The organism is Shimia sp. CNT1-13L.2 (assembly GCF_024331145.1).
Classification (GTDB): Bacteria; Pseudomonadota; Alphaproteobacteria; order Rhodobacterales; family Rhodobacteraceae; genus Shimia.
In genome coordinates this window covers 230,569-243,303 of the sequence record NZ_JANDJO010000001.1, presented here as the reverse complement: position 1 = coordinate 243,303, position 12,735 = coordinate 230,569, and the positions used below count along the sequence as shown (strand labels likewise).

The 12,735-nt window shown below is 62.5% G+C and carries 13 protein-coding genes; 5 read left to right on the top strand and 8 right to left on the bottom strand.

Annotated elements, in window-relative coordinates; genetic code table 11:
- Nucleotides 1-80 precede the first annotated feature (80 nt).
- Nucleotides 81-1,403: a serine hydroxymethyltransferase gene (gene glyA / locus NNA36_RS01180; RefSeq protein ID WP_255103466.1), complete on the bottom strand. Its 1,323-nt coding sequence runs from the start codon at nucleotides 1,401-1,403 to the stop codon at nucleotides 81-83.
- Nucleotides 1,404-1,507: 104 nt separating this feature from the next.
- Between glyA and NNA36_RS01165 the strand changes: the two genes are divergently transcribed.
- Nucleotides 1,508-2,374 carry a LysR family transcriptional regulator gene (locus NNA36_RS01165; RefSeq protein ID WP_303623607.1) on the top strand — a complete coding sequence of 289 codons (867 nt, stop codon included), beginning with the start codon at nucleotides 1,508-1,510 and terminating at the stop codon, nucleotides 2,372-2,374.
- Here NNA36_RS01165 and deoD read toward each other — a convergent pair.
- The 4 genes from deoD to NNA36_RS01145 all read right to left on the bottom strand — a co-directional run bounded on the left by deoD (nucleotide 2,354) and on the right by NNA36_RS01145 (nucleotide 4,655).
- Complete coding sequence (gene deoD / locus NNA36_RS01160; protein WP_255103465.1) at nucleotides 2,354-3,058, bottom strand: purine-nucleoside phosphorylase; 705 nt, start codon at nucleotides 3,056-3,058, stop codon at nucleotides 2,354-2,356. The two genes, NNA36_RS01165 and deoD, sit on opposite strands and share 21 nt — an antisense overlap.
- A 99-nt stretch (nucleotides 3,059-3,157) precedes the next feature.
- Nucleotides 3,158-3,760, bottom strand: coding sequence for an NAD(P)H-dependent oxidoreductase (locus NNA36_RS01155; RefSeq protein WP_255103464.1), 603 nt, complete (start codon nucleotides 3,758-3,760; stop codon nucleotides 3,158-3,160).
- On the bottom strand, nucleotides 3,757-4,143 hold the full coding sequence (locus NNA36_RS01150) for a nuclear transport factor 2 family protein (RefSeq protein ID WP_255103463.1): 387 nt from the start codon (nucleotides 4,141-4,143) through the stop codon (nucleotides 3,757-3,759). The genes NNA36_RS01155 and NNA36_RS01150 overlap by 4 nt, the downstream gene beginning before the upstream one ends.
- A gap of 17 nt (nucleotides 4,144-4,160) precedes the next feature.
- Nucleotides 4,161-4,655 carry a nuclear transport factor 2 family protein gene (locus NNA36_RS01145; protein ID WP_255103462.1) on the bottom strand — a complete coding sequence of 165 codons (495 nt, stop codon included), beginning with the start codon at nucleotides 4,653-4,655 and terminating at the stop codon, nucleotides 4,161-4,163.
- A gap of 122 nt (nucleotides 4,656-4,777) precedes the next feature.
- On the opposite strand from NNA36_RS01145, the gene NNA36_RS01140 reads away from it, so the two are divergent.
- Nucleotides 4,778-5,686 carry a LysR family transcriptional regulator gene (locus tag NNA36_RS01140; protein WP_255103461.1) on the top strand — a complete coding sequence of 303 codons (909 nt, stop codon included), beginning with the start codon at nucleotides 4,778-4,780 and terminating at the stop codon, nucleotides 5,684-5,686.
- On the opposite strand, the gene NNA36_RS01135 is transcribed toward NNA36_RS01140, so the two are convergent.
- From NNA36_RS01135 to NNA36_RS01125, 3 genes are all read right to left on the bottom strand, one after another.
- A complete protein-coding gene (locus tag NNA36_RS01135) occupies nucleotides 5,673-5,948 on the bottom strand; it encodes an acylphosphatase (protein WP_255103460.1) in 276 nt (91 codons plus the stop codon). The two genes, NNA36_RS01140 and NNA36_RS01135, sit on opposite strands and share 14 nt — an antisense overlap.
- 113 nt (nucleotides 5,949-6,061) lie before the next feature.
- Nucleotides 6,062-8,029 carry a protein meaA gene (locus NNA36_RS01130; RefSeq protein WP_255103459.1) on the bottom strand — a complete coding sequence of 656 codons (1,968 nt, stop codon included), beginning with the start codon at nucleotides 8,027-8,029 and terminating at the stop codon, nucleotides 6,062-6,064.
- Between the two features lie 96 nt (nucleotides 8,030-8,125).
- The gene (locus NNA36_RS01125) at nucleotides 8,126-8,722 is read right to left on the bottom strand and encodes a GNAT family N-acetyltransferase (RefSeq protein WP_255103457.1); all 597 of its coding nucleotides are present in this window, start codon (nucleotides 8,720-8,722) and stop codon (nucleotides 8,126-8,128) included.
- Nucleotides 8,723-8,793: 71 nt separating this feature from the next.
- Between NNA36_RS01125 and NNA36_RS01120 the strand changes: the two genes are divergently transcribed.
- The 3 genes from NNA36_RS01120 to NNA36_RS01110 all read left to right on the top strand — a co-directional run bounded on the left by NNA36_RS01120 (nucleotide 8,794) and on the right by NNA36_RS01110 (nucleotide 12,703).
- A complete protein-coding gene (locus NNA36_RS01120) occupies nucleotides 8,794-10,152 on the top strand; it encodes a 1-acyl-sn-glycerol-3-phosphate acyltransferase (protein ID WP_255103455.1) in 1,359 nt (452 codons plus the stop codon).
- Nucleotides 10,153-10,305: 153 nt separating this feature from the next.
- Nucleotides 10,306-11,595 carry a crotonyl-CoA carboxylase/reductase gene (ccrA, locus tag NNA36_RS01115; protein ID WP_255103453.1) on the top strand — a complete coding sequence of 430 codons (1,290 nt, stop codon included), beginning with the start codon at nucleotides 10,306-10,308 and terminating at the stop codon, nucleotides 11,593-11,595.
- A gap of 388 nt (nucleotides 11,596-11,983) precedes the next feature.
- Nucleotides 11,984-12,703, top strand: a complete 720-nt coding sequence (locus NNA36_RS01110; protein ID WP_255103451.1) for a LuxR family transcriptional regulator — start codon at nucleotides 11,984-11,986, stop codon at nucleotides 12,701-12,703.
- Nucleotides 12,704-12,735: the final 32 nt, after the last annotated feature.

Sequence of the window (12,735 nt, the reverse complement as noted above, 5' to 3'; positions counted from 1 at the left end):
ACGGAGCGCGCGGGTTAAGGATGTGTTGATGCTGGCCCCTTGGGCGGCATGGGGTCATGCCGCCCGTTTTGCGGGGCGCTTTAGCCGTGGACGAAGTGCAGCTTGTTGAAGCTCTGCCGCCAGTTTGCGACCTCGGGTGCGAGGCTTGCGGGATCGTTGCTGCGCAGGGCGGCGGCGATCAGGCGGGCCAGTTCGGGGGCGTGGTCCGACGTCATGCCCCAGCGCACGAGTTCTGGGGTGCCGATGCGCAAGCCGTTCATGTCACCTTCAACCGTCGCGATGGGCAGGCCAATGCCGCAGGCGAGGAAGCCCGCCTTGCGCAGGGTTTTCGATGCGGCCTGCCCCCCGCCAAAGGCTGCCGCCTCGACCGCGAACTGGTGCGAGAGGGTGGGGCCGTGGCGGGTTTCGAAGATCGGCAGGCCCTCGGTTTTCAACGCGGCGGCGAGGGACTGGGCCATGTCGATCATGGTCGCGGCATAGGCCTGTCCGAAGTCGCGCCAGTCGAGCATCGAAATCGCGAGGGCGGCGGATTTGGCCACGTCGAAGTTGGCCGTCATACCGGGGAAGGCGATCTTGTCGAGACGTTCGGCGATGTCCGCGTCGTCGGAGACGATCAGGCCGGAGGCGGGGCCGCCGAGGCTTTTGTAGGTGGACATGGTCATCAGGTGCGCGCCTTCGGCCAGCGGGTTCTTCCACGCTTTGCCAGCGATGATGCCGCATTGATGGGCCGCGTCGAACAGGACATGCGCCCCGACCTCGTCGGCGATGGCGCGGATTTCGGCCACGGGGTGTTCGGCGAGGTTTAGAGAGCCGCCGATGGTGAGCAGGGTCGGCTTGACCTGGTGGGCGAGTGTGCGCAGGCCGTCGAGATCAATGGTGTATCCGTCTCCATCAACGGGGGCGGGATGCGAGGTCAGGCCATAGAGGCCGGCGCAGCCGTCGGCGTGGTGGGTGACGTGGCCCCCGACGCTGGCGGGTGGGGTGATGATGGCGTCGCCGGGTTTGGTGAGGGCCATGAAGGCATAGAGGTTGGCGATGGCACCGGAAGGCACGCGGATTTCGGCATATTTGGCGTCGAAGACCTCTGCGGCCAGTTCGGCGGCGATGACTTCGATTTCCTCGATGGCTTCGAGGCCCATCTCGTATTTGTCGCCGGGATAGCCCAGGGACGGGCGGGAGCCGAGACCGGAGGCCAAGAGGGCCTCGGCGCGCGGGTTCATGACGTTGGTGGCGGGGTTGAGGTTGAAACAGTCGGCCTCGTGGATCTGGCGGTTTTGCGCGGTGAGGGCTTCGATACGGTCGGCAATCGCGTCGCTGGGGGTGTTGGCGGTGTCCTGGGCGATGGTTTGCACGCGGGTTTCGCAGGCGGCGGGCACCCAGGCGCGGGGGGCGAGGTTGGTCATGGTGGTTGTCTCCGATGTCGTTGGGGGCAGCATGGCGCGGGGGTGGGGATTGGTGCAAACCAGAAATCATGGTATCTAGGCCTAGAAAATCTGAGGCTCATGATATGTCGATCAAACCACCCCGCCCGAAGGGACCGCCTTTGAATGCCCTGCGTGCCTTTGAAGCGGCGGCGCGGCTTGGCGGGTTTTCGCGGGCGGCGGACGAATTGTGCGTGACGCCCGGCGCGGTGGCGCAGCAGGTCAAGCAGCTTGAGGACTGGGCCGGGGCCGATCTGTTCGAGCGGCGGGCGCAGGGGGTTGTGTTGTCAGCGGTGGGGCAGCGGGTGTTGCCCGAGATGGAGCTGGCCTTTGACGCATTGGGCGCGGCTGTGGCGGCGTTGCGCGAGGCGGCGCGGCCCGAGCGGGTGCATGTGGCGGCATTGCCGGCGGTGGCGCAGTTGTGGTTGTCGCCGCGCCTGCCGGAAATACGCGCGGCCCTGCCGGAGATGGAGGTGTCAGTAACCGCGCTTGAGCAGGCGCCGAACCTTGCGCGCGAGCCGTTTGACCTGACGGTGTTTTATGGGGCGGGAGAGGGGCTGCGGCTGGCGCGGGACGAGATCTTTCCGGTCTGCGCGCCGGAGCTGGCGGAGAGGCTTGCGCGGGTCGAGGATCTGGCCGGGGTGCCCTGTCTGTCGGATGCGGTCTGGGGAGAGGACTGGGATCTGTGGCTGGCGGAGACAGGGGCAGGCGTGCGTGTCGCGGGGCCGGTCTATTCGCTTTATGCCCTCGCGGTAGAAGAGGCGATGAACGGAGCCGGGGTGTTGATGGGACACGCGGCCCTTGTGGCGCGGCACCTTGAAAGCGGCGCGCTGGTGGCGCCGTTTGAGGGGCGGGTTGCCCTGCCGCGGTGGCTTGAGCTGGGGGTGAAGGGCGGCGCGGTGGCCCCGCCCTTGCAGGCCTTGATCGACCTCTTAGGCGAAGGCGGCCTCTAGCGCGATTTCGACCATGTCGCCGAAAGAGCGTTCGCGATCTTCCGATGGCAGGGCCTCGCCGGTCAGCAGGTGATCGGACACGGTGAGCACGGCAAGGGCGCGGCGACCGTGGCGGGCGGCGAGGTTGTAGAGTTCGGCGGCTTCCATCTCGACGCCGAGGATGCCGTGGCGGGTCATCTGTTCGTTGAGGTCGGGGCGTTCATCGTAGAAGACATCGGACGAATAGATGCCGCCCACATGGGTGGCGACGCCCTTGGCGGCAGCGGCATCGGCGGCGGCGCGCAGGAGGCCATAGTCGGCGCAGGGGGCGAAGTTCAGTTCCTTGAAGATGCCGCGTGACGGCGTGGACAGGGACGACGCGGTCATGGCGAGGATCACATCGCGGACCTCGACCTTGCGCTGCATGCCGCCGCAGGAGCCGATGCGGATCAGGGTCTGGGCGTTGTAGTCGCGGATCAGTTCGTTGGCATAGATCGAGAGGGAGGGCATGCCCATGCCCGAGCCGTGGATGGTGACGCGGTTGCCGCGCCATGTGCCGGTGAAGCCCAGCATGCCGCGCACCTCGTTGATGCAGGTGGCGTCTTCCAGGAAGGTTTCAGCCGCCCATTTGGCGCGATAGGGATCGCCGGGCATCAGGACGGTTTCGGCGATGTCGCCGGGTTTGGCTCCGATATGGATGGTCATCTGGGGTTTCCTCGCTGCTTGTCTTTCATAGATGCGGGAAAGCGAGGGGGGAGGGCAAGGGGATTGTGGGCAGGCGGAATGCCTGCCCTTGCGGTAGGATCAGCTGACGGCGGCGGCTTTGGCCGGGTCGTCTTCGATCTCTTTCAGCAGGCGGGCCAGCCGGACTTGGGGGTTCAGTTCCGGATCGCTGACGTGGCTGAGCATATCGGGCACGCTGGCTTCGATCTGGGTCTCGTCGGCCTGAGCCATGCCGTGGGCAATGAAGGGGCGCAGATAGGTCATGCCGGTCAGGTTGGCGGTTTGCTGGAAGGGTTTCAGCAGTTCGTCCATCGAGAAATTGTTGTAGCCGCCAGCGTGGTAGCTGTCGGCGGGGCCACCGGTCGAGACGAGGATCAGGAACTCGCGGTCCTTCAGCTTGTCGCCGCCGGGGCCGTAGGCAAAGCCGAAGCTGAGCACCTGGTCGAGCCAAGCTTTGAGGATCGGGGGGGCGGAATACCAGTAGAAGGGAAACTGCACGACGATCCTGTCGTGGGCCAGAAGCAGGGTTTGTTCTGCCTCGACGTCGAACTGCAGGGTCGGGCCGCCGATGGTGGTCAGGTCGCGGGTGGTGACGTTGTCGGCCTCGGACAATGCGTCGAACCATGCTCGGTTGATACGTGAGGTGTCGAGGTTGGGGTGAGCGGTGAGAACGAGGGTTTTCATGCGGGAAGCTCTTCGAGGAAAGTTGCGGTGTAGTGTGTGATCAGCGGGGTGCCATCGGTGCGCGGCGTGAAGTGCCAGTCTTCGCGGACCTTGGCTTGGATGGTGGTGCCATCCTTGGTGCGGGCGCGGAGCCGCACGTTGAAGGTGGCGGTGTTGCCCGTGACGGTGATGTTGCTGAGGTGATGCTCGGTAGGCGGAACCAAGGTGTCGAGCACGGCCGCGTACCACGCTTTGAAGCGGGCGTGGCCGTGCAGGTTCGGATCGATGTCCGGCATGTCCCAGACCACGTCGGGGTGGAGATCGGGGAGGAAGGCCTCGACGGGATCAAGGCGATCAAACCTCTGGAACCAATCTACGATGAAGCTGTGAACGGGGCTGGTCATGATGGGGGCAATCCTGCTTATTTGGCGAGGCGGTCCGGCACGGGGGCGAGATCGTAGTTCGACCAGAAGAAGGTATTGGCGGCGTCCTGATCTGCGCTGAGGTTGGTGGCCTCGACGATCTTGCCGTTCTCAATGCGGTAGACGAGCGCCCATGTGGTATCGACGTTGGGTTTGCCCGGAGCGTTGGACCAGCCGCGATGGATGTCGACAACATGCGCGTCATCGGCGCCAAAGTAGATCGGGTCGGCCTTGAAGCCTGCGCTGCCGAGTTGGGCAAAGAAGGCGAGAACCTCGTCGCGGCCGGACTTGGTGCCGGAGAGCGGGTGGCGGCCGGGGATATGCCATTGCACGTTTTCATCCATCACGGCGGCGATGCCGTCGAGATCGTTTGCGCCGTAGGCGGCAAAGAAGTCCTGCACCACCTTGATGTTGTCTTCGGGGGAGGCTGCGAGGGCGGAGGTTGCGGTGAGGATTGCTGCGGTGAGGGTCGGGAGGAGAGTGGTGGGTTTCATGAGCGTGTCTTTCGGTTGGGTGTGCCGTTGAACCGAATGTAGGGCTGGGTAGATTGTGAAATAATCCACCACGTTTGCACTTCTTTCATGTATCATTTCGATGAATAAGGGTTGGAGGGACCATGCGACTGCCGCTTGCGATGCTGGAAGTGTTCACCGCGATTGCCAGACACGGCAGTCTTCGCGCGGCGGCCGAGGCCTTGGGGATCAAGCCCTCTACGGTCAGTCACCAGTTGAAGGCGCTGGAAGATCAGATGGGCACCGCGTTGTTCATCCGGACCACGCGGTCCGTGAGCCTGACCGAGGCCGGGCGGGCGTTGATGCGCGGGGCCGGACCGGCGTTTGACCAACTGGGGGCGGCGGTTGAAAGCGCGCGCACGACGGGCCACGCGGCACGCGGGACGTTGAAGATTGCCTTGCCGGAGTTTGCCTATCATCAGTTCGTGGCCAAGGCGCTGCCGTCGTTTCATGCGGCCTATCCAGAGATTGAGCTGGAGCTGTCGCTGACCGATGCGCTGTCGGATCTGTTGGGTGAAGAGCTGCACGCGGGGTTTCGGCTTGGGGACAACATCGCCGAGGATATGGTGGCGGTGCGGATGACACCGCCGTTGCGGTTGGCGGTGCTGGCCAGTCCCGACTATGTCGCTGTGCATGGTGCGCCGGAGACGCCGCGTGATCTGTTGCAGCACAACTGCGTGCGGTATCGTTTCCTGTCAGCGGGACGGATCGCGCCCTGGACCTTTACCGGTGAGGAGGGGGAGTATGCGGCGGAAGTGGGTGGCAGCCTGATCGTGAATTCCCTTCCGGCCTCGGTCGATCTTGCGATGCGCGGTGTGGGGTTGGCTTATACCTTTCGCGACTATTGTGCCGAGGCTTTGGCAGACGGGCGGCTGGTGACGGTTCTGGAGCCGCACCTTGGTAAGACGCCGGGCCTGTTCCTGTATTTCCCGCGAGAATATCGCCAGATGATGCCGCTGCGCCTGTTCATGGACTACCTGCGCGGATTTCGCGACACGCCTAGCGACGGATAACGAAATCGCGGGCGTTGGTGGGGGCGACGGTGTGGGATTGCACGTCGGTGACGGATGCAGCGCCGGGGCCGGACCAGAGATCGGTCAGCATGGTTTCGATCTTGTCGCGCTCGCCTTCGAAACAGGCAACGACTGCGCCCATCGGATCGTTGCGAACCCAGCCCGTGAGGCCAAGGGCCGAGGCGCGGGAGCGGGTCCAGTTGCGATAGGCCACACCCTGAACGCGGCCCGTGATCCGGGCCTCTTTTGCAATGGTGGTCATGTGGTTTCCTCCGACCCCAGTGTCCCGCAAGGGCCGAGTCGGCGCAAGCGGGGCCGGAAAAAGCAAAAAGCCCCGCACTATGGCAGGGCTTTTCAGAGGAGCGCCGGGAGGCGTTATTCGGCGGCGACGGCCTTGGGATCGACCAGCGCGACCACGTCCATCATGATGGTGTTCAGCTCGAAGTCTTTCGGGGTGTAGACACGGGCGACGCCCATGGCGCGCAGGCGTTCGGCATCGTCGTCGGGGATGATGCCGCCCACGATGACGGGCACATCTGCGAGACCGGCTTCGCGCATACGTTTCATCATGTCTTCGACCAGCGGGATGTGGCTGCCCGAGAGGATCGAGAGGCCAACCACATGCGCCTCGGTTTCGAGGGCCGAGTTGACGATTTCCTCGGGGGTCAGGCGGATGCCGTCATAGGAGATGTCCATGCCGCAGTCGCGGGCGCGGAAGGCGATCTGCTCGGAGCCGTTGGAGTGGCCGTCGAGGCCGGGTTTGCCGATCACGAACTTGAGGCGGCGGCCGAGGCGGTCGGAGACGGCGTCAACCGCTTCGCGGATGTCATCCAGGCCTTCGGTCTTGTTCGAGGGCGAGCCGGAGACGCCGGTCGGGCCACGGTATTCGCCGTGAACGGTGCGCATCTGGGCGGCCCATTCGCCGGTGGTGACGCCGGCCTTGGCGGCGGCAATCGAGGCGGGCATGACGTTTTCGCCCGACTTGGCCGCGGCGCGCAGATCGGCGAGGGCCTTTTCGACAGCGGCGCTGTCGCGCTGGCTGCGCCATTCGTTGAGGCGTTCGATCTGTTCCTGTTCCACGGCCGGATCAACCACCATGATGCCGCCATCGCCGGTCATCAGCGGCGAGGTTTCGCCCTGCTGGTACTTGTTCACGCCGACAACCACGGTTTCACCCGCTTCGATGCGGTTCAGGCGGTCTGCGTTGGATTCCACGAGGCGCGACTTCATATAGTCGATCGAGCCGATGGCGCCGCCCATGCTTTCGAGGTTGGAGAGCTCGTGGCGGGCACCTTCCTTGAGTTCGGCGACCTTGCGGTCGACGGCGGGGTTGCCATCGAAGAGATCGTCATATTCCAGAAGGTCGGTTTCAAAGGCCATGATCTGCTGCATGCGCATCGACCACTGCTGGTCCCACGGGCGCGGCAGGCCGAGGGCTTCGTTCCAGGCGGGCAGCTGCACGGCGCGGGCGCGGGCCTTTTTCGACAGGGTCACGGCGAGCATCTCGATCAGGATGCGGTAGACGTTGTTTTCCGGCTGCTGTTCGGTCAGACCGAGCGAGTTGACCTGAACGCCATAGCGGAAGCGGCGGTGTTTCGGATCGGTCACGCCATAGCGTTCGGCGCAGATTTCATCCCAGAGTTCGACGAAGGCGCGCATCTTGCACATCTCGGTCACGAAGCGGATGCCCGCGTTCACGAAGAAGGAGATGCGGGCGACCATCGGGCCGAAGTCTTCGGCGGGCACACGCGGTTGCAGGGTGTCGAGAACGGCCTGTGCGGTGGCAAGTGCGAAGGCGAGTTCCTGTTCCGGCGTCGCGCCTGCTTCTTGCAGGTGGTAGGAACAGACGTTCATCGGGTTCCACTTGGGCACGTTGGTATAGCAATACTCGGCCACGTCCGCGATCATCTTGAGCGAGGGTTTGGGCGGGCAGATATAGGTGCCGCGCGACAGGTATTCCTTGATCAGGTCGTTCTGAACGGTGCCCTGAAGCTTGGAGATGTCGGCGCCCTGTTCCTCGGCCGCCGCGATGTAGAGCGACAGAAGCCACGGTGCGGTGGCGTTGATCGTCATCGAGGTGTTCATCTGTTCAAGCGGGATCTGGTCGAACAGGGTGCGCATGTCACCAAGGTGGCAGACGGGCACGCCCACCTTGCCCACTTCGCCGCGCGACAGGACGTGGTCGCTGTCATAGCCGGTTTGGGTGGGCAGGTCGAAGGCCACTGAAAGACCGGTCTGACCCTTGGCAAGGTTCGAGCGATAAAGCGCGTTTGACGCCTTTGCGGTCGAGTGGCCGGCGTAGGTGCGGATTAGCCAGGGGCGATCTTTCTGCGTCTGCGACATGGAACGTCCTCGTGAATCGGTTGGGCAATTTTATTTCGTCTGAGCGTAGATATGCGAAATATCATGTGCAAGTCAATTCGCTGCGTCGCGGCAAGTTTATTTTGCAGATACAGAATAACGCATCGTCGTGCTGGAGGAAAAGCCGAACAGGTGTTTGAGGGGGCCGAGGTGCTGGGTTTCGCCTGCGACAAAGCCCTGTCGTTCATAAAGGGCGCGGGCGCGCGGGTTGGTATTGATGACGTCGAGGCGGACTTCGCGGAGGCCACGTTCGGCGGCCTCCGCCTTGATTGCCTCGAGCAGGGCCGAGCCGATGCCCATGCCGCGGGCCGCCTCGGAGACGAAGATGCCGTCCATCAACAGGCAGTCCGGGGCGAGATCACGTTCCAGAAGCGAAAGCAGGGGCGCGCGCCATAGGGTGCCGAGCCAGCCATAGGCCGCGGCAAGATCGGGTAGGTCGCCGCCGACCAAGGCGCCTTTGTCGGTTTTGAAACCGGCCGCGCCGAGGATGTTGCCGTCGGGAGAGATCGCGGAGATCGCGAAGTCGGGGTTCAGGACACGGGTCAGAAAAGCCTGTGCCTTGGCCTCGGGGCGCATCAACGGGCCGAGCTTGGCGGAAAAGGCCTGCCAGTAGAGGCGGGCGATGGTGTCACGGTGGGCCGGATCAAAGCCGGCGCGGATGGAAAACTGCTGCATCTTTATCCGGTTTGCCTAAAATCTGTCGTTTAGATATTTACCCTCTTCTCCGCTCCTGCAAGGGTCAGACCATGACTTCGACCGTCGAACTTCCCATCTGGCTGTTCATCCTGATTGTCCTGTTCGCTGCCGTAACGGCGGCGAGCCACCTGTTGTTCCCCTCGGTGCGCTGGTTTTTCCGGCGGCGGATGGAGAAGGCGGTGGCGCGGCTGAACGAGCGGCTGGAACGGCCCATCGAGCCGTTCAAGCTGGCGCGGCGGCACGACATGATCCAGCGGCTGATCTATCACCCGGACGTGACGGAAGCGATTGTCGACCACGCGCGCAAGAACAAGATCCCCGAGAACGTGGCCTTTGAAGAGGCCAAGGGGTACGCGCGGGAAATCGTGCCGTCGTTCAGTGCTTCGGCCTATTTCGGCTTTGCCATTCGCGTTGCCCGCTTTCTGAGCCAGGCGCTTTACCGTGTGCGGCTTGCCTATTTCGATGAGGCGGGGATTGCCAATATTCCCAAGGATTCAACGGTGGTGTTCGTGATGAACCACCGGTCGAACATGGATTACGTGCTTGTGACGTACCTCGCGGCTGAGCGGTCGGCGCTTGCCTATGCGGTGGGGGAATGGGCGCGGGTCTGGCCGCTGAGCCGATTGATCAAGGCGATGGGGGCCTATTTTATCCGCCGCAAATCGCGCAACGCGCTCTACCGGCAGGTATTGGCGCGGTACGTCAAGCTGGCGACGGATGGTGGTGTGACACAGGCGATGTTCCCGGAAGGGGGGCTTTCGCTTGATGGTGCGCCGCAGGAGCCCAAGCACGGGTTGTTGAAATACATCGTGGACGGGTTTGATTCCGATGACCGTGACGTGGTCTTCGTGCCTGTTGCGCTAAACTATGACCGGGTGCTGGAGGATCGCATCCTGCTTGGGGCGCTGGAGCAGGGGAACCGCCGGTTCAACGCCAAGATCAGCGTGGTGGGCGGGTTCTTTATCAAGCAGATGTGGCTGCGGCTGCGCGGGAAGTATCACAAGTTCGGTTACGCGGCGGTGAGCTTTGGCCATCCGCTTTCCCTCGGCAGTTTCGTAAAGGACCGGGAGGGGGAGGTTTCCGAGGCGCTGGCTTATGAGCTGATGGAGCGTATCGAGAACGTGGTGCCCGTGCTGCCGGTGCCCTTGGTGGCGAGTATCATTGCGGGGGCCGACCATCCGATGTCGCGGGCGGCGATCGAAGCGGATTTTGTTGCGCGCATCGAGCAGTTGCATGAGGCGCATGTGCACCTGCCGCGCAATGACGTGGCCTATGCCACCGAGGTCGGTTTGCGGATGCTGAGCGAGCGCCGGATGATTCTCAAAGAGAACGGGTGTTACCGGGCAAATCCCGATCAGGACACCGCCCTGGCGTTTTATGCTAACTCGATAAAACATCTTTTCCCCTGATTTTGCAGGTGCAGAAGGAATTTCTGCGTTCGCTCGGTCATAAAATTACAAAATCACACCAAATGTGGTTGCAATATTACAGGGCCGCCGATACTCATCCTTCAGGAACCGCGATTCTGCGCCGCGGCAAGAGAGCAACTTCAGGAGGCTAACATGGCTCTGGACACCGAAACCGGCATTGCACCGTACGACGCACCCGAGAAAGATCTTTACGAAGTGGGTGAAATGCCCCCGCTGGGCTATGTGCCCAAGAAAATGTACGCATGGGCGATCCGTCGCGAACGCCACGGCGAGCCGGACACGTCGTTTGAAGTAGAAGTGGTCGACACCTGGGAAGTCGACAGCCACGAGGTTCTTGTTCTCGTGATGGCTGCCGGTGTGAACTACAACGGTGTCTGGGCTGGTCTCGGCAAGCCGATTTCGCCGTTCGACGTGCACGGCCAAGACTACCACATCGCCGGTTCGGATGCTTCGGGCATCGTCTGGAAAGTGGGTTCGGCCGTGAAGAACTGGAAAGTGGGCGACGAGGTCGTGATCCACTGTAACCAGGACGACGGTGACGACGAAGAATGTAACGGTGGTGACCCGATGTTCTCGCCGACCCAGCGTATCTGGGGCTACGAGACCGGCGACGGTTCCTTCGCACAGTTCACCAAGGTTCAGGCCCAGCAGCTGATGCCGCGTCCCAAGCACCTGACCTGGGAAGAGGCTGCCTGCTACACCCTGACCCTGGCCACCGCATACCGCATGCTGTTCGGCCACCACCCGCACGAGCTGCGTCCGGGCCAGAACGTTCTGGTTTGGGGTGCTTCGGGTGGTCTGGGCTCCTATGCGATCCAGCTGGCCAACACCGCCGGTGCCAACGCGATCGGCGTGATCTCGGACGAGAGCAAGCGCCAGTTCGTGATGGATCAGGGCGCTAAGGGCGTGATCAACCGCAAGGACTTTAACTGCTGGGGTCAGCTGCCCACCGTGAACTCGCCCGAGTACAACGAGTGGCTGAAGGAAGCGCGCAAGTTCGGCAAGGCGATCTGGGAGATCACCGGCAAGGGCAACAACGTGGACATGGTCTTTGAACACCCCGGTGAGGCGACCTTCCCCGTGTCGACCCTGGTTGTGAAAAAAGGCGGTATCGTGGTGATCTGTGCTGGTACCTCGGGCTTCAACACCACCTTCGACGTTCGCTACATGTGGATGCACCAGAAGCGTCTTCAGGGTTCGCACTTTGCCAACCTGAAACAGGCTGCATCGGCCAACCGCCTGATGATCGAGCGTCGTCTGGATCCCTGCATGTCAGAAGTGTTTGCCTGGAACGAGATTCCGGAAGCGCACATGAAGATGCTGCGTAACGAGCACAAGCCGGGCAACATGGCTGTTCTGGTTCAGGCCCCGAAAACCGGCCTGCGCACCGTTGAGGACGTGCTGGAAGCTGGCAAAAAGTAAGATGAGTGCCGCCCGGTCTGGGCGGCCCCGTTTTTCCCTCGCGAATCACCCCCGGATGGCCCTGCCCATTCGGGGGTGATTTACGTTGTGGAAAGGGAATTGTGTGTATTCAGGGCCTTGTCGAAGCTGACCCCGCCATTTTGGGGGAGGGAATTTCGGCGAATACCGGGATTAACGAAGTTCGTGTTAGGGTTGAGTTAATCTTTGATTAACCACTGTTACCGAGAGTTAAAGATGCAGAATGATTGGATACTCGACGTTCTCGCGGATTTGAGAACCTTTGCCGATAACAACGGGTTGGACGCATTGGCCCAGCAGCTGGAGGACACCCGGCAGGTCGCGGCCGCCGAGATCGTTTTGGCAAATGATTTGGTAGGCGTGGTGGCACATGGGGAAGATCGAGCGACGAGATGTCTTGTTGGGAGAGCTGCAACGCGCGCAAGAGCTTGAGGCGCTGAGCGCAGCCATCTTTGACCTCAGGGATCATTTTCGTGTCGATCACATGGTTTACCACTGGGTGAATGCCGAGGGGGATCAATACGGCTGTTACACCTACTCGGAAGACTGGGTTCAGCGATACAACGAACAGGACTACGTGCGCATCGATCCGGTGATCCTTGGCTGTTTCCAGCGGTTTCACCCGGTTGACTGGAAACGGCTGGATTGGTCCGGCAAGGTGGCGCGGGACTTCATGGCCGAAGCAATGACCCATGGGGTCGGCAACCAGGGTTTTTCGGTGCCGATCCGCGGGCCGAACGGGCAGTTTGCCCTGTTCACCGTGAACCACACATGCAGCGACGACGAATGGTGCCGGTTCACGCAGGAAAACCGCCGAGATCTGATTTTGATTGCCCATGAGTTCAACGAAAGGGCGCTGGCGATCAACCCGGATGCAGACCCCAAACCGATGCGGCCGCTGAGCCCGCGGGAGGTGGATGCGATGACCTTTCTGGCGCTGGGCTATAGCCGGGCGCAGGTTGCGGAGATGCTGGCGATCTCGGAACACACGCTGCGGGTTTACATCGAAAGTGCACGTGCCAAGCTTGGTGCGCTGAACACCACGCACGCGGTGGCCCGCGCGCTGAGCCATGGGTTGATCGTGGTTTGACGGGCGTGGGGTTAGGGGGGTATTAACCTTAA

Excerpts from the sequence above, each read along its gene's own strand:
- glyA (WP_255103466.1), bottom strand. The coding sequence starts at position 1,403 with ATGACCAACCTCGCCCCCCGCGCCTGGGTGCCCGCCGCCTGCGAAACC.
- NNA36_RS01165 (WP_303623607.1), top strand. The coding sequence starts at position 1,508 with ATGTCGATCAAACCACCCCGCCCGAAGGGACCGCCTTTGAATGCCCTG.
- deoD (WP_255103465.1), bottom strand. The coding sequence starts at position 3,058 with ATGACCATCCATATCGGAGCCAAACCCGGCGACATCGCCGAAACCGTC.
- NNA36_RS01155 (WP_255103464.1), bottom strand. The coding sequence starts at position 3,760 with ATGAAAACCCTCGTTCTCACCGCTCACCCCAACCTCGACACCTCACGT.
- NNA36_RS01150 (WP_255103463.1), bottom strand. The coding sequence starts at position 4,143 with ATGACCAGCCCCGTTCACAGCTTCATCGTAGATTGGTTCCAGAGGTTT.
- NNA36_RS01145 (WP_255103462.1), bottom strand. The coding sequence starts at position 4,655 with ATGAAACCCACCACTCTCCTCCCGACCCTCACCGCAGCAATCCTCACC.
- NNA36_RS01140 (WP_255103461.1), top strand. The coding sequence starts at position 4,778 with ATGCGACTGCCGCTTGCGATGCTGGAAGTGTTCACCGCGATTGCCAGA.
- NNA36_RS01135 (WP_255103460.1), bottom strand. The coding sequence starts at position 5,948 with ATGACCACCATTGCAAAAGAGGCCCGGATCACGGGCCGCGTTCAGGGT.
- NNA36_RS01130 (WP_255103459.1), bottom strand. The coding sequence starts at position 8,029 with ATGTCGCAGACGCAGAAAGATCGCCCCTGGCTAATCCGCACCTACGCC.
- NNA36_RS01125 (WP_255103457.1), bottom strand. The coding sequence starts at position 8,722 with ATGCAGCAGTTTTCCATCCGCGCCGGCTTTGATCCGGCCCACCGTGAC.
- NNA36_RS01120 (WP_255103455.1), top strand. The coding sequence starts at position 8,794 with ATGACTTCGACCGTCGAACTTCCCATCTGGCTGTTCATCCTGATTGTC.
- ccrA (WP_255103453.1), top strand. The coding sequence starts at position 10,306 with ATGGCTCTGGACACCGAAACCGGCATTGCACCGTACGACGCACCCGAG.
- NNA36_RS01110 (WP_255103451.1), top strand. The coding sequence starts at position 11,984 with ATGGGGAAGATCGAGCGACGAGATGTCTTGTTGGGAGAGCTGCAACGC.